The organism is Streptomyces sp. NPDC104226, from assembly GCF_055584085.1.
Genome location: NZ_JBVJMS010000020.1, coordinates 17,825 through 35,518 on the forward strand (window position 1 = coordinate 17,825; position 17,694 = coordinate 35,518).

Genomic DNA, 17,694 nt, shown 5'->3' on the forward strand with positions numbered 1-17,694 from the left:
CGTAACACCGCTGAGCCGGCCATCAGGTCGTACGGCGCCGGCGCGCCCCCGGACGGCGCTCGCTCGGCCGGTACACGTTCTCCCCGGCCTCCTTCGCGGCCTCGCGGCGCGCGGCCCCGTACTCGGCCAGGGCCTCCGCCAGCTTGCCCACGCTCGGCTCCGGCGACAGCACGTCGACCCGGAGCCCGTGCTCCTCGGCCGTCTTGGCCGTGGCCGGGCCGATGCACGCGATGACGGTGACGTTGTGCGGCTTGCCGGCGATGCCGACGAGGTTGCGCACGGTCGAGGACGACGTGAAGAGCACGGCGTCGAAGCCGCCGCCCTTGATCGCCTCACGGGTGTCCTGCGGCGGCGGCGAGGCGCGCACGGTCCGGTAGGCGGTGACGTCGTCGACCTCCCAGCCCAGCTCGATCAGGCCCGCGACCAGCGTCTCCGTCGCGATGTCGGCGCGCGGCAGGAAGACGCGGTCGATCGGGTCGAAGACCGGGTCGTACGGAGGCCAGTCCTCCAGCAGACCGGCGGCGGACTGCTCGCCGCTGGGCACCAGGTCGGGCTTGACGCCGAACTCCACCAGGGCGGCCGCGGTCTGCTCGCCGACGGCGGCGACCTTGATGCCGGCGAAGGCACGGGCGTCGAGCCCGTACTCCTCGAACTTCTCGCGCACGGCCTTGACCGCGTTCACCGACGTGAAGGCGATCCACTCGTAGCGGCCCGTGACGAGCCCCTTGACCGCCCGCTCCATCTGCTGCGGGGTGCGCGGCGGCTCCACGGCGATGGTCGGCACCTCGTGGGGCACCGCACCGTACGAACGCAGCTGGTCGGAGAGCGAGGCGGCCTGCTCCTTGGTGCGCGGCACGAGCACGCGCCAGCCGAACAGCGGCTTCGACTCGAACCAGGACAGTTCCTCGCGGCGCGCGACGGCGCCGTGCTCCCCGACCACGGCTATGACGGAGCGCGCACCCTCCGGCGAGGGGAGGATCTTGCCCTGCTTGAACACCTGCGCGATGGTCCCGAGGGTCGCGGTCCACGTCCGCTGGCGGGTCGTCGTACCGGCCACGGTCACGGTGAGCGGGGTGTCGGGCTTGCGCCCGGCGCCGATCAGCTCGGACGCCGCCGCCGAAACGGTCTCCAGCGTCGCGGACACGACGAGGACGCCGTCGCTGGCGCCCACCTCGCTCCAGCAGCGCGCGGACGCGGTCCGCGCGTTCACGAACCTCACGTCCGCACCCTGCGTGCCGGCCAGCGGAACACCGGCGTACGCGGGCACGCCGACGGCGGTCGCGACGCCGGGAACGACCTCGAAGGGGATGCCGCCGGTGGCGCAGGCGAGCATCTCCTCGGCCGCGTTCCCGTCGAGCCCCGGGTCGCCGGTGACGGCACGGACGACCCGCCTGCCGGAGCGCGCAGCCTCCATGACAAGATTGGCGGCGTCCCGGATGACCGGGACCCCGGCGGCTGCTGACTTCTCGTCAGCAATCGTCAGCTGCGGCGTGTCCACGCCCGCGCGCGCATGCGTACGTACGACCTCGAGCACCTCGGGCTCCGCGATCAGTACGTCCGCGGCGGCCAGGGCCTCCACGGCGCGAAGCGTCAGCAGTCCCGGATCGCCGGGGCCGGCACCGAGGAAGGTGACGTGCCCCTGAACGGCGACGGCCGCGAATGCGGAGGTGGAAGGGCTTGTGGGGTTCAAAGCGACCGCTCCCCCATCAGACCGGCCGCGCCCTTGGCCAGCATCTCGTCCGCGAGTTCACGGCCGAGCGCCATGGCCTCGTCGTACGACTGGGGCACGGGACCGGTGGTGGACAGCTGCACCAGCGTGGAACCGTCGAGGGTTCCCACGACTCCCCGCAGGCGCATCTCATTGACAATCTGCCCGTCGGCCAGCAGGTCGGCGAGCGCACCCACGGGGGCACTGCAGCCGGCCTCCAGGGCGCCGAGCAGGGCGCGTTCGGCGGTCACGGCGGCCCGGGTGTACGGGTCGTCGAGCTCGGCGAGCGCGGAAATCAGGTCCGTGTCGGACGCGAGGCACTCCACGGCCAGGGCTCCCTGGCCGGGCGCGGGCAGCATGTTGTCCACGGAGATCAGGTCGGTGGCCTCGTCGCCGCGGCCGATCCGGTTGAGCCCGGCGGCGGCCAGCACGACGGCGTCGAGCTCGCCGCTGCGCACGAACCCGATCCGGGTGTCGACGTTGCCGCGGATGGCGACGGTCTCGATGACCTTGCCCAGCGAGCGGGCGTACGCGTGCAGCTGCGACCTGCGCCGCGGCGAGCCGGTGCCGACGCGCGCACCGTCGGGCAGCTGCTCGAAGGTCAGGCCGTCACGGGCGACGAGCGCGTCCCGCGGGTCCTCGCGCTGCGGCATGGCCGCGATGACGAGGTCGTCGGGCTGCGTGGTGGGCAGGTCCTTCAGCGAGTGCACGGCGAAGTCGACCTCGCCGCGCACCAGGGCCTCGCGCAGGGCGGTGACGAAGACGCCGGTGCCGCCGATCTGCGAAAGGCTCTCGCGGGACACGTCACCGTAGGTCGTGATCTCCACGAGCTCGACGGGCCGGCCGGTGATCGCCCGTACCGCCTCGGCGACATGCCCGGACTGGGACATGGCCAGCTTGCTGCGCCGCGTGCCGAGCCTCAGCGGCTGGTCGAGACGTGGATTCATGATGCCCGTCCTGAGTCGTGGTTCTTGTCAGCCTCGTCGGCCCGGCTGACGGAGGCCACCGTCTGCGGGTCGAGATCGAAGAGTTCGCGCAGCGCCTCGGCGTACCCGGCGCCGCCGGGCTCGCTCGCGAGCTGCTTGACGCGCACGGTCGGCGCGTGGAGGAGCTTGTCGACGACGCGCCGCACGGTCTGGGTCACTTCAGCCCGCTGCCGCTCGTCGAGATCGGGTACCCGCCCGTCGAGGCGTGCCACTTCCATGGCGACGACCTCCGCGGCCATGGCGCGCAGGGCGACCACGGTGGGCGTGATGTGCGCGGCCCGCTGGGCGGCCCCGAAGGCGGCCACCTCCGCGGCCACTATCGCGCGTACGGCGTCCACATCGGCGGCCATCGGCGCATCGGCGGAGGCCTCCGCGAGCGACTCGATGTCCACGAGCCGGACCCCGGGGATCCGGTGCACGGCGGCGTCGATGTCCCGCGGCATGGCGAGGTCGAGCAGTGCGAGCAGTACGGGCTGCGCGTCGGCCTGCGTACGGGCCCTGCGCGGCGGCTGCTGCCGCTGCGCGGCGGCCTCGCCCTGGTCGGCCCAGGTCCCGTGCAGCTCCAGCGACCCGGCGTCCACCCCGGCGAGCGCGGCCCGCCCGTCGGCGGTCCGCCCCGGATCGGAAGCCAGCGCGTCGAGGCCCGCGGGACACCCGTCCCGCTCCTCGACGACGACCTTGCTCCGCACGGCCCCGGCATCGGCGATCCGCCGCCCCTCACCCGCCAGCACGGCAAGCCGCGCCACGAGCCCGGCGTCGACCAGATCCAGCCCCGCCGGCGTTTGAGGCGCGGGGTCCGGGGCGGAGCCCGGGGAACGGTGGAAGGGCGGGTAGGGGACGGCCCCCGCAGGGCGCCCCTCCACAGCCGCGGCCACGTCATCCCCGGTCAGCACCAGCCCAGTGGCACCCGTGCACGACACGACGACGTCGACCCGAGCCAGCTCGTCGGCGACCCCGGACATCGCAATGGCCGAAGCCGCAACCCCGGTGCCCGAGGCAACCAGAATCTCCGCCAACCGCTCCGCCCGCTCGGCGGTCCGGTTGGCGACCACCACCTCGGCGATCCCGACCCGCGCCAACGTCGCCGCGGCCAGCGAAGACATCGACCCGGCCCCGATGACGAGCGCCCGCTTCCCCGCGGCCCACTGCTCCACGGGAACGTGCACCGCGAGCTGCTCCAGCCCGAAGGTCACCAGCGACTGCCCGGCCCGGTCGATCCCGGTCTCGGAGTGCGCCCGCTTGCCGACCCGCAGCGCCTGCTGGAACAGATCGTTGATCAGCCGCCCCGCCGTGTGGAGCTCCTGCCCCAGCGCCAGCGCGTCCTTGATCTGCCCGAGGATCTGCCCCTCGCCGACGACCATCGAGTCCAGCCCGCACGCCACCGAGAACAGGTGGTGGACGGCCCGGTCCTCGTAGTGCACGTACAGGTAAGGAGTGAGCTCCTCCAGCGCGACCCCGCTGTGCTGCGCGAGCAGCGTCGACAGCTCGGCCACGCCGGCGTGGAACTTGTCCACGTCCGCGTACAGCTCGATGCGGTTGCAGGTGGCGAGCACCGCCGCCTCCGCCGCCGGTTCCGCGGCGAGGGTGTCGTGCAGCAGCTTGACCTTGGCATCGGCGGCCAGCGAGGCGCGCTCCAGCACGCTCACGGGCGCACTGCGATGGCTCAGTCCTACGACGAGCAGACTCATGCCGGCATCACCGCCGGAACGTCCCCGTCGGGTCCGCCCTTGCGCGCGACGGCGGTGGTCCGGCCGGCGGGCGGCACGACGGCGGCGGCCGGAGCCGCACCGGTGCCGGTGCCCGCGGCGGAGCCTCCGGCGGCAGCGGCGGCCGCCGCTTCCTCACCGGCCTTGCGCTGCTCGTGGAAGGCGAGGATCTGCAGCTCGATCGACAGGTCGACCTTGCGCACGTCCACGCCCTCGGGCACGGACAGCACGGTCGGCGCGAAGTTCAGGATGGAGGTCACGCCGGCGGCGATGAGCCGCTCGCTGACCTGCTGGGCGGCGCCCGCCGGGGTCGCGATGACCCCGATCGAGACGCCGTTCTCCTCGATGATCTTCTCCAGCTCATCGGTGTGCTGCACGGGCATCCCGGCCACCGGCTTGCCGGCCATGGCCGGGTCGGCGTCGATGAGCGCGGCCACGCGGAAACCGCGCGACGCGAAACCGCCGTAGTTGGCCAGGGCGGCGCCGAGGTTGCCGATGCCGACGATGACGACCGGCCAGTCCTGGGTCAGCCCGAGCTCGCGGGAGATCTGGTAGACGAGGTACTCCACGTCGTACCCGACGCCGCGGGTCCCGTAGGAGCCGAGGTAGGAGAAGTCCTTGCGGAGCTTCGCGGAGTTGACTCCGGCGGCCGCGGCCAGCTCCTCGGAGGACACCGTGGGCACCGATCGCTCGGAGAGCGCGGTGAGGGCGCGCAAGTACAGCGGAAGCCGGGCGACAGTGGCCTCGGGAATACCTCGGCTGCGGGTCGCCGGTCGGTGAGTTCGGCCAGTTGCCACGATGCTCCTGCGGGATGAGCGGGGCTGCAGGTGGCCACTTGTCCCAGGACCACCCCGTCGAATGCAGGCTATGTCTTTGTGAACGCGTGCACAAAGATTGTGTCCGCTTTGTCCGACCAAAGTGACCGGGGTCACGCGCCTTGGGCGTATGGACCGGGAACCGGCGACACGCCGAACCCGTTCAATTCCCGAAGGGGGCAAAACGGTACACACTCCTCACCAATACGCCCCCGAGACCCCATAAATCGCCCACGATGGTAACCGCCCGACGGCTCAAGCCTGCAATGCCCGTCGGAGCCGGTCGGGGTTCACCCTCCAGAAGGTGTGCTGCTCGCCGTCCACCAGCACGACCGGAATCTGCTCCCAGTGCAGGCGGTACAGCTCCTCGTCCTGAGAAATGTCCTTCTTCTCCCACTGTGCGCCCGTCTCGGCGCAGATCTTCTCGACCACCTCCTGGGCGTCGTCACAGAGGTGACACCCCGGCTTCCCGATGAGCGTGACCAACCGCTCCTCCGGACGCTTCTTTTCGGCACGGCGCAGCAAAGGACTCATGCACCCATTCTCCCGCGCCCGCACCCCGACCACCCCGGGTCGTAAGGACCGAAGAGTTCACATCCCCGATTCCCATCGGTTCGGGAACTCCCGAACACAGTGGCTATGCTCGCGTCATGGCCGCTCTGGGATGGCTCACCCCCCGTAGGCGCTCCGCCACCGCGCGGAGCGTGCTGGCAGGCGAGGCCTCGGCCGAGGCCGCCCGCAAGACCGCACTGGCCGACGGCACGGAATTCCCCCCGTCCGCCGAAGCGGAACCCGTTGCGGAGGCGGAACCGCAGGCCCCGCAGGAGCCCGCCGAGGCCGCTGAACCGGAGTTCCCCGTCGCCGGCGACGACCTGGCCGCCGCCTTCTTCGACCTCGACAACACCGTCATGCAGGGCGCCGCGATCTTCCACTTCGGCCGCGGCCTCTACAAGCGGGAGTTCTTCCGCCGCCGCGAGCTCGCCCGCTTCGCCTGGCAGCAGGCCTGGTTCCGGCTCGCCGGGGTCGAGGACCCCGAGCACATGCAGGACGCCCGCGACAGCGCGCTGTCCATCGTCAAGGGACACAAGGTCTCCGAGCTGATGTCCATCGGCGAGGAGATCTACGACGAGTACATGGCGGAGCGGATCTGGCCGGGCACCCGCGCCCTGGCCCAGGCCCACCTCGACGCCGGCCAGAAGGTCTGGCTCGTCACGGCCGCCCCCGTGGAGACCGCCACGATCATCGCCCGCCGGCTCGGCCTGACCGGAGCCCTCGGCACGGTCGCCGAGTCCGTGGACGGCGTGTACACCGGGCGGCTGGTCGGAGAGCCGCTGCACGGCCCCGCCAAGGCGGAGGCGGTCCGCGCCCTGGCCGCCGCCGAGGGGCTGGACCTCGAACGCTGCGCGGCGTACAGCGATTCGCACAACGACATTCCGATGCTGTCCCTGGTCGGACATCCGTACGCGATCAATCCCGACACAAAACTGCGCAAGCATGCCCGCTCCAAGGACTGGCGCCTGCGCGACTATCGGACCGGCCGCAAGGCGGTGAAGATCGGCGTCCCGGCCGCCGCGGGCGTCGGCGCGATCGCGGGCGGCACGGCCGCCGCCATCGCCCTGCACCGCCGCCGCAAGTAGCGACTACGGGGCCCCGCCCGGCCTCCCGCCCCACCACGCCCGGCGGCTTCGCCGACCGGGACATTCGCTCACCTCTACCCGCGCCTCCGGCGCGGCACTCCGCCCTGCCCGACTCGGTCGCGAGCCATCGTGGAAGCAGGCATTCCGCGCACCCAACCGATCAAGAATCGATCACCATCCGTGCCTGAATATGCCCTCGACACGCAACAGAAGTGTCGTAACCGGTGATTTGAGCAACTGGGTGTAGCGCCGCCTGTACGAAGCGTTATTCTCCTCAAACGCATGCCACCGCCATCTGTCGCTACGACGGGTGAACGGTCCCGCACTGCACGTGATGGAAGCTCTGCCTCTGGGAGTCCCGTGTACCCACCTGTCGGGGTTGACGCCTCGGGCCTGGCTACGCTGCGCGCAACGGTCCTCGACCAGCTGCGCGGCTTCGTCCCCACCGCGTACACCGCCCCCGCATTCGCCACCGCGGTCCCCGCCGGACTCGGCCCGGCCGGTCCTTGCTATGCCCTGACCGACGGCGGGGCAACGGTGGGCAGACGCGGTCGCGCCGGCGGCTCGTCCGCCGGGGGCTCAGCCGCCGGGACCACCGCGCCCGCCGCCCGCCGCCCCACCGCGGACAGCGACCAGGCCCGCATGATGGACCTGGTCGAACGCGCCCAGGCCGGCGAGGCCGAGGCCTTCGGCCGCCTGTACGACCAGTACAGCGACACCGTGTACCGCTACATCTATTACCGCGTCGGCGGCAAGGCGACCGCGGAGGATCTCACCAGCGAGACCTTCCTGCGCGCGCTGCGCCGCATCTCCACCTTCACCTGGCAGGGCCGCGACTTCGGCGCCTGGCTCGTGACGATCGCCCGCAACCTGGTCGCCGACCACTTCAAGTCGAGCCGCTTCCGCCTGGAGGTCACCACCGGCGAGATGCTCGACGCCAACGAGGTGGAACGGTCCCCCGAGGACTCCGTCCTGGAGTCCCTCTCCAACGCGGCCCTGCTGGAAGCCGTACGGAAACTCAATCCGCAGCAGCAGGAGTGCGTGACCTTGCGCTTCCTGCAGGGCCTCTCGGTCGCCGAGACGGCCAGGGTGATGGGAAAGAACGAGGGTGCCATCAAGACCCTCCAGTACCGGGCGGTCCGCACCCTGGCCCGCCTGCTCCCCGACGACGCCCGCTGACACCGCCCTCCTCTCACATTTCGGTACCCCTCCCTGATGACCTTGATGACACCGCTGTGGTCCGATCATCCTTCGTCCGTAACCCAAGTGCCGCGCCGCTCGTTGTGGGGAATGCAGGCTCCCTGTGGACAAGCCCTGCCCGAAGCCGCTCACTCGAAAGTGTGGATGTGCTCAAGGAAGGCAACCTTCCGGACACCTTGGGGAGTCGATCGTCATGACGAGAGGAGGTGCCGCCAGTGATCGCGAACGTGACTCCGCACCGGCGGGCGAACGCCTTCGCCCAGGCCCTGGAGGAGCGGACCCCGTCCGACCTTTCGGAACCGGACCCGGCGGCCGAGCAGTCCGAGGCACCTGCCGAACCTGCCGACCACGACCGGTTGTTGGCCCTGGCGAGCGTGCTCGGCGAAAGAATGCCGCGCCCGGTGCTGGACCCCGAGGTCAAAGTGGTGCAACGAGCCCAGCTCATTGCCGCCATGGAAGCCAAGGTGATGGAAGAGAGGGCCGGGGGCGGCGTGGCCGCCGACCCTCAACTGCCCGAACAGCGGACCGGCCGCGGCGCCCACCGGGCGACCTCGCTCCGGAAACTGCGGCCCCGCTCCCGCTGGTCCAAGGGCATCGCGGCAGGCGGCCTCACCGTAGGTGTGGCCGCGGGGGCATTCAGCGGAGTGGCCGCTGCCAGCACGGACGCCCTGCCAGGTGACCATCTGTACCCCGTGAAGCGGGGCATGGAGGACATCCGGCTCGGGATGGCCGACGGCGATTCGGACCGGGGCGAGCTCTATCTCGACCAGGCCTCGAGCCGTCTGTCGGAGGCCCGCCGGCTCATGGAGCGCGGCCGTCTCGGCACGCTCGACCACGAGTCCCTCGGCGCGATCCGCCGAGCCCTGGCGGGCATGAAGCACGACGCCTCGGAGGGCCACCGGCTGCTCCAGGCCGCCTACGAACGGGACGGCTCGCTCGGCCCGATCCAGGCGCTGTCCTCGTTCTCCCGTTCGCACCGGGACGCGTGGGCCAAGCTCCGGGGCAACCTCCCCGCGCAGCTCACGGACGTGGGCGGTGAGGTGGAGTCGGTCTTCCAGGCCATAGACCACGACGTGGCGCCGCTGCAGAGTCTGCTCCCGAAGCCTCCGGAACAGACCCGCGGCTCCGGCCCCTCCACGAAGCCGAGCGCCCCTGCGGGCAAGCAGCAGGCGACGCCCTCCTCGGGCGCACCGTCCGCGGCCCCCAACACGCCCACGGACCAGACCTCGGGTTCCCCGAAGGCTCCGGCCCCGGGCGGCGGCGGTCTCCTGGGCAACACGGGCAACCTCCTGAACCCGCCCGCGGGCCAGGGCCAGCCCACCCCGTCCGAGTCCGGCGGCGGCACACCCGCGCCACCCCACCCGGACATCACCCTCCCGCCCCTCCTCCCCGGCCTCCTCCCAGGCCTGGGCATCAAGGCGGAAGACGCGGACTGACGCCCGCACGCCGGCGAGGCCATCCAGCCTCGCCGGCGTTTGAGGCGCGGGGTCCGGGGCGGAGCCCCAGGGAACGGCGGAAGGGCGGGTAGGGGACAGCCCCCGCAGGGCAGCCGTCCCCACCACCCCCGATCCACCGGGTCCGACCCACGCGGGGTCAGAAGAAAACGGACCTCCGCTGCACCAGCAGCTTGTACAGCGTGTGCTGGATCTGCTCCCGCACCTGATCCGTCAGGTTGAACATCAGCATCGGATCCTCGGCAGCCTCCGCCGCGTACCCGTCCGTCGGAATCGGTTCCCCGAACTGGATCGTCCACTTCGTCGGCAACGGCACCGCCCCCAACGGCCCCAGCAGCGGAAACGTCGGCGTGATCGGGAAGTACGGGATCCCCAGCAGCCGCGCCAGCGTCTTCGAGTTCCCGATCATGGGGTAGATCTCCTCCGCCCCCACGATCGAGCAGGGCACGATCGGCGTCCCCGCACGCAGCGCGGTCGACACGAACCCGCCCCGCCCGAACCGCTGGAGCTTGTACCGGTCCCCGAACGGCTTCCCTATTCCCTTGAAGCCCTCGGGCATCACGCCCACCAGCTCCCCGGCCTCCAGCAACCGCTGCGCGTCCTCCGCGCACGCCAGCGTGTGCCCGGCCTTCCGCGCGAGCTCGTTGACCACGGGGAGCATGAACACCAGGTCGGCCGCCAGCAGCCGCAGGTGCCGCTGCGCCGGGTGCTGGTCGTGCACGGCGACCTGGAGCATCAGGCCGTCCAGCGGCAGGGTCCCGGAGTGGTTCGCCACGATCAGCGCACCACCCTCCTTCGGGATGTTCTCGATGCCCTTGACCTCGACCCGGAAGTACTTGTCGTACAGCGGCCGCATCAGGGACATCAGGACCTGGTCCGTCAGCTCCTTGTCGTAGCCGAAGTCGTCGACCTCGTACTCCCCGGTGATCCGGCGCCGCAGGAAGGCCAGCCCGCCCGCGATCCGCCGGTCCCAGCCATCCGCCTCCGGCTCCGGTACGGCCTCCACCAACGGATCCGGACCGACCGTCGCCGCGACCGGCGCCTCCGGCGCGACCCGTACCCGCCGGGCGGGCGAGGCCCTCCGTCGCGGCCGGTCCTCGTCGAACGGAATGACCTTGGCGTCCGCCACTATCGCTGCGCTCCATCCATGTCCACGTCCAGCACCCCGGCCACCCGGTCGACCGCCCGCGCCACCCGCTCCGGCGGCAGCAGCCCGCCGCCGCGGCTCCGAGTGAAGTCGGCGAAGGTCTCGGCGGTCGTGTACATCGGCTCGAATCCCAGCACCTCCCGCATCTTGGTGGTCTCCACGACCCGCCCGTGCGTGAGGAGCCTTATCTGCTCCGGCGAGAAGTCCGTCGCCCCGACCGCCCGCAGCGCCGCACCCACCCAGGTCACCGCGGGCAGCACCAGCGGCACCGTCGGCCGTCCCAGCCGCCGCGCGCACTGCGACAGCAGCAGCACCCCGTCGCCGGCGATGTTGAAGGTCCCGCTGAGCCCGCCGGGCCCGCTGGTCTGCGAGGCCAGCCGCAGCACGTCCAGTACGTCGTCCTCGTGCACGAACTGCAACCGCGGGTCGTAGCCCAGCACGGTCGGGATCAGCGGCATCGAGAAGTACTCGGCGAGCGCCGAGTCGGCGAAGGGCCCGAGGATGTTCGCGAACCGCAGGACGCAGACCGCGACGTCGGGCCGCCTGCGCGCGAAGCCGCGTACGTACCCCTCGACCTCGGTGGCGTCCTTGGCGAAGCCGGCGGCGGGCAGCGACTTCGGCTGCGTGCTCTCGGTGAAGACGGCCGGATCCCGCGAGGTGCCCCCGTACACACTGGTACTGGACTTCACCACGAGCCTGCGCACCGTCGGGGACTTCTGGCAGGCTCCGAGGAGCTGCATCGTCCCGATGACGTTGGTTTCCTTGACGGTGCTGTACGAACCGGAGCCCGCGCCCGTCGCCGCTCCCCCGGTGACCGCGAGATGGACCACCGTGTCGACGGCGTTCTCGGCCAGCACCCGGGCGATGGCCGACTGCCTGATGTCCGCACGGACGAACTCGGCCGAACCGAGCGCGTGCGGCGGGGTCACCGCGTCGACCGCGATCACCCGCTCGACCTCGGGGTCCCGCTGGATCCGCCGCACGAAGCGGCCCCCCAGCTGCCGGGCAGCCCCGGTGACCAGCACGACCTTCCCCACGAGCTCAGCGCCTTCCTCGAAGAAGTCCCCCGGCTGCACCGCAGCCCCTCCACCAGAATGGTGGAGGGGCTGCGGTAAACACGTACAGCTGCCGTTTACTTCTTGTTACGGCGCTGGACGCGGGTGCGCTTGAGCAGCTTGCGGTGCTTCTTCTTAGCCATCCGCTTGCGCCGCTTCTTGATAACAGAGCCCACGACTACCCTCGCTCACTTCTCTTCATTCGGTGCGGGGCGTCGGGGCCCACACGACCTACGTCGGCCTAGCCTACCCGCCCGAGCTCTGAGCTTGTAATCCGAGTGCCCCCGAGGGGTAACCGCAGGCTCCCGACCCTTGCCCCTCAGGCCGATTCCACCCCCACAAAGGACTCGCGGAGGTACTCGTGCACCGCGTTTTCCGGGACCCGGAAGGACCGGCCCACCCGGATTGCGGGCAGATGTCCGTTGTGCACCAAGCGGTACACGGTCATCTTCGACACTCGCATCACCGAGGCGACCTCCGCCACGGTCAGGAACTGAACCTCACTGAGAGGCCTCTCGCCAGCAGCCATGACACACCTTGACCTTCCGCGCATGACGGGCACCGGCTTCCCCTCCGGTTACACCCCGTCGTCGCACGCTCACTCCCCAGAGTAGGGGCGTGTGATACGAGTGGGGAAGAGGAGCTACGGCCACTCCTGGCGACCCGACAGACTCGCCCGATTGAGCACATAGCGAGTGAGCGGTCGGTAGTAGTCCGCGCGCACCGCGTCATCAAGTGGAACCGCCACCGACACCTGCCCCTCGGCTTCCCCCACGAACAGCGCGGGATCATCGGTATCGGCCAGCCCGATCGCCTCCACACCGAGCTGACCTGCACCGCAGACCCACCCGTGGTCCCCCACCACAAGCTCCGGCAACGGCCCGCCGGCCTCCGCGAGCGCCCCGAGGGCGATCCGAACCGGCAGCGGCGAATGGGAGTGCGCGCCGGTGTCACTCCCGTCCGGCCGCGCGCCGTCTTCCCGCACCAGTGCGACCCCTCGTACGTAATCGATGCGGTGCGTGCGTACGCCGAAGCGGGTCTGCACGTCCACGGGTGCCCCCCATGCCGGAGTGAGGACATCACATCCCGCCGCCGACAGCGCCCCCGCCAAGGTGGCGTAGAAATCCAGGAGCCGGTGCGGGTGCCCGGTCCCGAACAACACCGGGGCCCGGGCCCCGGCCACGGCCCGCAGCCGCTCCGCGAAGGCCTCCAGCCCCGCCACCGTCAGCTCCGGATCGATCACGTCCGGCCCGCTGACGTGCGCGGGGTCCCCCGAGACCCCGCACTTCTGCGCCATCAACCGCAGCAAGTCACCCTCGCCCCACGCCCACACGGGATCCAGCCCGAGCAGCACCCGCGGATCCCGCGCCGCGAACAGCCGGTAACTGCGCAGGCTTTCCTCCCGAGAGGTCGCAACGGGCCCGGCCAGGCGGGCGGCCAGCAGATGCGCACGCAACGCGCCGGTGCTCAACACCCTCCCGATGCTCCCGCACCGACCCGGCCCCCTCACCAGTTCCGGCCATTCCCCCACCCGTTGGCCCAACAGATGCTGCCCCGCCCCCATCCAGCCCCGCCGGCGTTTGAGGCGCGGGGTCTGGGGCGGAGCCCCAGAAGGGGTCCGGGCAGCGCCCGGGGAACGGTGGAAGGGCGGGTAGGGGACGGCCCCGCAGGGCCACCCGACCCCCGCTCAGGCCAGCAGCCCCCGCAGGGGGAACACCGCCCGCCGCGTGGCGAGTACGGCCTGGTCGATCCGATCCGCAGGGTCGTACCCACCCTCCCAGTCCCGCCAGACCGGCACCCGCCCGTCCGTCATCCGCCCGGGCGCCACCTCCCGCGTCCGCGCATACACCGCATCCCGCCAGGACCCCGGCACAGCCGTCTCGGCCGGAATCGCCCGGTGCCCGGCAATCGCCACCAGGTGCGTCCACGACCGCGGCACCACGTCCACGACGGCGTACCCGCCACCCCCCAGCGCGAGCCAACGCCCGCCCTCCACCCAGGCGTGCGCCAGCTCATGGCAGGCTTCCTGCACCGCCCGCTGCGCATCCAGCGACACCGCCAGATGCGCCAACGGGTCCTCCACATGCGTGTCCGCCCCGTGCTGCGTCACCAGCACCTGCGGCCTGAAGTCCTCCAACAGCTCCGGCACCACCGCGTGGAAGGCCCGCAGCCACCCCTCGTCCCCGGTCCCGGCGGGCAGCGCGATGTTCACCGCCGACCCCTCCGCCGCCGGCCCGCCCGTCTCCTCCGGCCAGCCCGTCTGCGGGAACAGCGTCCGCGGATGTTCGTGCATCGAGATCGTCAGCACCCGGGGGTCGTCCCAGAACGCCGCCTGGACCCCGTCCCCGTGGTGCACGTCCACGTCGACATAGGCGACCCGCTCGGCCCCCAGCTCCAGCAGCCGCGCGATGGCCAGCGCCGCGTCGTTGTACACGCAGAACCCGGCCGCCCCGCCCGGCATCGCGTGGTGCAGCCCGCCGGCGAAGTTCACGGCGTGCCCGGCCTCCCCGCGCCAGATCGCCTCGGCCGCCGCGACCGACTGCCCGGCGATCAGCGCGGACGCCTCGTGCATCCCGTGGAACGCCGGATCGTCCGCCGTCCCCAACCCGTACGAACCGTCGGCGACCCCGGGGTCGCAGGACACCTCGCGCACGGCCGCCACGTAGTCCTCGCGGTGGACCAGCCGCAGCGTCGAGTCACCGGCCGGCCGGCCCGCCCGTACCTCCAGCTCCCGGTCGAGCCCGAAGGCCCGTACCAGGCCCATGGTCAGCTCCAGGCGCACCGGGTCCATCGGATGGCCCGGCCCGAAGTCATACTTCGTTACCGCCTCGTCCCACATCAACAGCCCGGTCACCAACGGTTCGCCGCTCATGCCGGACACCGTATCGGGCGGGCTCCGTACCGAACGAGCGGGCGTAGAAAAGAGTCACGAGGACGAGCAGCATGGGCACGAGCATCGCCCCGCGGTAGCTCCAGGCGTCCCCGAGCCCGCCCACGAGCGGCGCCCCGATCAGGAATCCGACGTAGTTGAAGATGTTCAGCCGCGCGATCGCGGTGTCGGAGGATCCCGGGAACAGCCGGCCCGCCGCCGCGAAGGTCTGCGGCACGATCACGCACAGCCCGAACCCCAGCAGGGTGAAGCCGAGCATCCCCGCCCACGCCCCGGGCGCCGCCGCGACCACGGCGAACCCGCCCGCCGCGACGACCGTCCCGATCCGTACGACGGCCACGGCCCCGAAGCGCCGCACGCCGAGGTCCCCGACGGCCCGCCCGAGCAGGGTGGTCACCATGTAGACGTTGTACGGAACGGTGGCGAGCTGCTCGGAGCTGCCCAGCACGTCCTGGAGGTACTTGGCGCTCCAGTTCGAGACCGTCGAGTCACCGATGTACGCGCACGCCATCACCAGGCACAGCGGCAGCAGCAGCTTGAACCCGCCGGGCCCGAGCCCCTTGGCCGCGTCGGAGCCGGCGGCCTTGGCGTCCTGGTCCACGTAGAACCGGCTGGCGAGGAGCGCGAGCGGCAGCAGGACCACCACGGCGGGCAGATAGGAGGTGAAGAGCGAGAGGTGCCAGTGCGCCCCCGCCCACGCGGCGGAAGCACCCAGGATCCCGCCGAGGCTGTACGAGGCGTGGAAGCCGAGCATGATGCTGCGCCCGTACGCGCCCTGCAGGCTCACCCCGAGCATGTTCATGGAGGCGTCGAGCGCCCCCACGAACAGCCCGAACGCCCCGAGCGCCAGGGCCACGTGCCACATCTCGCCGCCGGCGCCGACCCCCAGCAGGGAGAGCAGCACGAGCGGCTGCGCCCACCGCAGTACGGTGCTGGGCGCGACCCGCTTCACCAGGTGCTCGGTGACCACGCTGGACACGCCGGCGAGGATCGGCACGGCGGCCAGGAAGACGGGCAGCAGTGCGTCGGATATCCCGTACCGGTCCTGAATGGCGGGGATCCTCGTCACGAGGAGCGCGAAGGCCACGCCCTGCACGAAGAAACTGAACCCCAACGCCCCGCGCCCGCGGCTCAGCCGCACGTCTGCTGTCATGGCGGCTCAGCGTAGGCGGCGGTGCTACCGGTGGGTAGAGCGATCACATATCGATTGGGTCAGTGCGAGAACCCGCCGCTGTAGCCGGTGTATCCGGTGCCCGCGCCTTCCTCGATCCCCAGCAGGCCGGCCAGCTGGTTCATGTCGCCGAAGTACCCGGTGGCGCCGGGAAGCCGGTCGGCGGGCATCATCGCGGTGTACGCGAGCACGTCCATCCCCGCGGCCAGCGCGGCCTGGACGCCCAGCGGGCTGTCCTCGACGACCACGCACCGGCCGGGTGCCACACCCATCTGGTCCGCGGCGTGCAGGAACAGATCGGGGGCGGGCTTGCCCTGCCCGACGTCCTCCGAGCTGAAGATCCACTCCTCCTCGAACCACTCGTCGAGGCCGGCCGCCCGGTGGCCGACCCGGATCCGCTCGTGGCTCCCGGAGGACGCGAGGCAGTACGCGGTCCCGCTCTCGACCAGAGCCGCCAGCACCCCCTCGACCCCGGGCACGGGCTTGAGCTCCCGCTCGAAGGCGGCGAAGGTACGGGCGTGCAGCGTGCTGTCGAAGTCGGTCGGCAGCGCCTGCCCGGTCCGCTCCCGCACCAGGTCGTGGACCCGGTGGACCGCGGCCCCCATGTAGTCGCGGAGCGACTCCTCGTACGAGGTCGGGTGGCCCAGCTCGGTCAGGTACCCGGCGAGGATGCTATTGGCGAGCGGCTCACTGTCCACCAGCACGCCGTCGTTGTCGAAGATGACGAGGTCGTAGCCCATGCGACAACCCTACGAGCCGTCAGTGCCAATCCATCCGGACCCCATGCCGGGCATCCGCAGGACATCCGAAGAACCTCGGCTCCCCGCGCGGCGCCGCCGAACGGGTGACGCGGGCCCCTCCAGCCTTACGCACGCCGGTTCTTGACGGCTCATCGTGTCCCGCCCACCCTGGTGCCCGGTGTGCGGCCACACCACCGACGCGTGCGCGTCCGCGCGCACGAGGGGGGACGGAATGTCATGGGAAACACTCTCACCAGCGGCCAGACCCTGGCCAGCGACGGCTGGCTGGTGTCCTCGGACGGCCAGTACGGCATGTACCTCCAGAGCGACGCCAACCTGGTCCTCTGCCGCACGACGAACGGGGTACCCGACCTGGGCCGCCCGTACTGGTCCTGCGCGGCCCACGCCGTGGGCAACTACGTCGGCGGCGGCCGGCGCCTGGGCGCCCCGTACACGGCGGCCATGCAGGGGGACGGCAACTTCGTCCTCTACAACGCCGACCGGCGCACCCCGTACTGGGCGACCAACACCAACCGGAGCCCCGGACAGTTCACGGCGGCCATCCAGACCGACGGGAACTTCGTCGTCTACACCGGGCCGCCCGACGCGCTCCGCAACCCGATCTGGGCGTCCAACACCGTGGCGGGGCAGGGTCTCGCCCTGGGCCCGGACGGCGCCGCCGACCAGTCGGTGTACTGCCGGGCCGACGTGGTCGGCAAGTACTACGCCCGCTTCGCCCCGCTCAGGGTGAAGGTGACGGACCGGGTCCTCAACCCGCTTCCGGGCCGCCAGGTGAGCTGGGCGATATCCGCCGGGACCCTGCCCATCACCTCGTACGTGGTCAACGACGCCGGCATCGCGATACGCCCGGCCGATGCCAACGCGAGCAACCCCGGCTTCCGCTGGACGTCCACCAGCGACACGAACGGCGTGGCCACTCTCTCCCTGTCGGCGATGACCCTGCCGGTCCCGGGCGCCGCCCAGGGCCCCCCGGGAGTCACCTTCACCATCACCGCCGGCTCCGCCGGCACCTCGGCGACGGCGAGGTTCTCCCTGAACGTGTCCGGAGTCCTCCTCGGCTGACGGACCCGTAAACGCAGAAAAGCCCCGCACCAGTTTCCTGGTGCGGGGCTTTCCCACAATGATTGTTCGGCGGCGTCCTACTCTCCCACAGGGTCCCCCCTG

General features: G+C 71.4%; 17 protein-coding genes. 4 read left to right on the forward strand and 13 right to left on the reverse strand.

Annotated features, from left to right (window positions below):
- Positions 1-22 precede the first annotated feature (22 nt).
- The 5 genes from ACZ60J_RS39015 to ACZ60J_RS39035 form a co-directional block, all read right to left on the reverse strand.
- A complete protein-coding gene (locus ACZ60J_RS39015) occupies positions 23-1,690 on the reverse strand; it encodes a bifunctional uroporphyrinogen-III C-methyltransferase/uroporphyrinogen-III synthase (RefSeq protein ID WP_469688936.1) in 1,668 nt (555 codons plus the stop codon).
- On the reverse strand, positions 1,687-2,655 hold the full coding sequence (gene hemC / locus ACZ60J_RS39020) for a hydroxymethylbilane synthase (RefSeq protein WP_469688937.1): 969 nt from the start codon (positions 2,653-2,655) through the stop codon (positions 1,687-1,689). Before hemC ends, ACZ60J_RS39015 begins: the two co-directional genes overlap by 4 nt.
- Positions 2,652-4,382 (reverse strand): glutamyl-tRNA reductase, encoded by a 1,731-nt coding sequence (locus ACZ60J_RS39025; protein WP_469688938.1) that lies wholly within the window; start codon positions 4,380-4,382, stop codon positions 2,652-2,654. Before ACZ60J_RS39025 ends, hemC begins: the two co-directional genes overlap by 4 nt.
- Positions 4,379-5,197 carry a redox-sensing transcriptional repressor Rex gene (locus ACZ60J_RS39030; protein WP_469688940.1) on the reverse strand — a complete coding sequence of 273 codons (819 nt, stop codon included), beginning with the start codon at positions 5,195-5,197 and terminating at the stop codon, positions 4,379-4,381. The genes ACZ60J_RS39025 and ACZ60J_RS39030 overlap by 4 nt, the downstream gene beginning before the upstream one ends.
- Before the next feature lie 273 nt (positions 5,198-5,470).
- Positions 5,471-5,749 (reverse strand): glutaredoxin family protein, encoded by a 279-nt coding sequence (locus ACZ60J_RS39035; RefSeq protein ID WP_469688942.1) that lies wholly within the window; start codon positions 5,747-5,749, stop codon positions 5,471-5,473.
- A gap of 116 nt (positions 5,750-5,865) precedes the next feature.
- Between ACZ60J_RS39035 and ACZ60J_RS39040 the strand changes: the two genes are divergently transcribed.
- From ACZ60J_RS39040 to ACZ60J_RS39050, 3 genes are all read left to right on the forward strand, one after another.
- Positions 5,866-6,852, forward strand: coding sequence for an HAD family hydrolase (locus ACZ60J_RS39040; RefSeq protein WP_469688944.1), 987 nt, complete (start codon positions 5,866-5,868; stop codon positions 6,850-6,852).
- A gap of 360 nt (positions 6,853-7,212) precedes the next feature.
- Positions 7,213-8,031 carry an ECF subfamily RNA polymerase sigma factor, BldN family gene (locus ACZ60J_RS39045; protein ID WP_469688946.1) on the forward strand — a complete coding sequence of 273 codons (819 nt, stop codon included), beginning with the start codon at positions 7,213-7,215 and terminating at the stop codon, positions 8,029-8,031.
- Between the two features lie 236 nt (positions 8,032-8,267).
- Positions 8,268-9,488: a DUF5667 domain-containing protein gene (locus ACZ60J_RS39050; RefSeq protein WP_469688948.1), complete on the forward strand. Its 1,221-nt coding sequence runs from the start codon at positions 8,268-8,270 to the stop codon at positions 9,486-9,488.
- A 157-nt stretch (positions 9,489-9,645) separates the two neighbouring features.
- Here the strand turns inward: ACZ60J_RS39050 and ACZ60J_RS39055 are convergent, their stop codons facing one another.
- The 8 genes from ACZ60J_RS39055 to ACZ60J_RS39090 all read right to left on the reverse strand — a co-directional run bounded on the left by ACZ60J_RS39055 (position 9,646) and on the right by ACZ60J_RS39090 (position 16,509).
- Positions 9,646-10,635 carry a lysophospholipid acyltransferase family protein gene (locus ACZ60J_RS39055; RefSeq protein ID WP_469688950.1) on the reverse strand — a complete coding sequence of 330 codons (990 nt, stop codon included), beginning with the start codon at positions 10,633-10,635 and terminating at the stop codon, positions 9,646-9,648.
- Positions 10,635-11,690, reverse strand: coding sequence for an NAD-dependent epimerase/dehydratase family protein (locus ACZ60J_RS39060; RefSeq protein WP_469688962.1), 1,056 nt, complete (start codon positions 11,688-11,690; stop codon positions 10,635-10,637). Before ACZ60J_RS39060 ends, ACZ60J_RS39055 begins: the two co-directional genes overlap by 1 nt.
- 95 nt (positions 11,691-11,785) lie before the next feature.
- Positions 11,786-11,884 carry a 30S ribosomal protein bS22 gene (locus ACZ60J_RS39065; RefSeq protein WP_003948845.1) on the reverse strand — a complete coding sequence of 33 codons (99 nt, stop codon included), beginning with the start codon at positions 11,882-11,884 and terminating at the stop codon, positions 11,786-11,788.
- A 143-nt stretch (positions 11,885-12,027) separates the two neighbouring features.
- Positions 12,028-12,237: a helix-turn-helix domain-containing protein gene (locus ACZ60J_RS39070; protein WP_162688852.1), complete on the reverse strand. Its 210-nt coding sequence runs from the start codon at positions 12,235-12,237 to the stop codon at positions 12,028-12,030.
- A 114-nt stretch (positions 12,238-12,351) separates the two neighbouring features.
- Positions 12,352-13,182, reverse strand: coding sequence for a phosphatase (locus tag ACZ60J_RS39075; RefSeq protein ID WP_469688952.1), 831 nt, complete (start codon positions 13,180-13,182; stop codon positions 12,352-12,354).
- 213 nt (positions 13,183-13,395) lie between these two features.
- Positions 13,396-14,547, reverse strand: a complete 1,152-nt coding sequence (locus ACZ60J_RS39080; RefSeq protein ID WP_469688964.1) for an acetoin utilization protein AcuC — start codon at positions 14,545-14,547, stop codon at positions 13,396-13,398.
- Positions 14,519-15,751 (reverse strand): MFS transporter, encoded by a 1,233-nt coding sequence (locus ACZ60J_RS39085; protein ID WP_469688954.1) that lies wholly within the window; start codon positions 15,749-15,751, stop codon positions 14,519-14,521. The genes ACZ60J_RS39080 and ACZ60J_RS39085 overlap by 29 nt, the downstream gene beginning before the upstream one ends.
- A 59-nt stretch (positions 15,752-15,810) precedes the next feature.
- Positions 15,811-16,509 (reverse strand): HAD family hydrolase, encoded by a 699-nt coding sequence (locus ACZ60J_RS39090; RefSeq protein ID WP_469688956.1) that lies wholly within the window; start codon positions 16,507-16,509, stop codon positions 15,811-15,813.
- Positions 16,510-16,746: 237 nt separating this feature from the next.
- Between ACZ60J_RS39090 and ACZ60J_RS39095 the strand changes: the two genes are divergently transcribed.
- Positions 16,747-17,592 carry a hypothetical protein gene (locus tag ACZ60J_RS39095; protein WP_469688958.1) on the forward strand — a complete coding sequence of 282 codons (846 nt, stop codon included), beginning with the start codon at positions 16,747-16,749 and terminating at the stop codon, positions 17,590-17,592.
- Positions 17,593-17,694 lie beyond the last annotated feature (102 nt).

Coding starts and splice junctions, on each gene's coding strand:
- hemC (WP_469688937.1), bottom strand. CDS start 2,655: ATGAATCCACGTCTCGACCAGCCGCTGAGGCTCGGCACGCGGCGCAGC.
- ACZ60J_RS39025 (WP_469688938.1), bottom strand. CDS start 4,382: ATGAGTCTGCTCGTCGTAGGACTGAGCCATCGCAGTGCGCCCGTGAGC.
- ACZ60J_RS39035 (WP_469688942.1), bottom strand. CDS start 5,749: ATGAGTCCTTTGCTGCGCCGTGCCGAAAAGAAGCGTCCGGAGGAGCGG.
- ACZ60J_RS39040 (WP_469688944.1), top strand. CDS start 5,866: ATGGCCGCTCTGGGATGGCTCACCCCCCGTAGGCGCTCCGCCACCGCG.
- ACZ60J_RS39070 (WP_162688852.1), bottom strand. CDS start 12,237: ATGGCTGCTGGCGAGAGGCCTCTCAGTGAGGTTCAGTTCCTGACCGTG.
- ACZ60J_RS39080 (WP_469688964.1), bottom strand. CDS start 14,547: ATGTGGGACGAGGCGGTAACGAAGTATGACTTCGGGCCGGGCCATCCG.
- ACZ60J_RS39085 (WP_469688954.1), bottom strand. CDS start 15,751: ATGACAGCAGACGTGCGGCTGAGCCGCGGGCGCGGGGCGTTGGGGTTC.
- ACZ60J_RS39090 (WP_469688956.1), bottom strand. CDS start 16,509: ATGGGCTACGACCTCGTCATCTTCGACAACGACGGCGTGCTGGTGGAC.
- ACZ60J_RS39095 (WP_469688958.1), top strand. CDS start 16,747: ATGGGAAACACTCTCACCAGCGGCCAGACCCTGGCCAGCGACGGCTGG.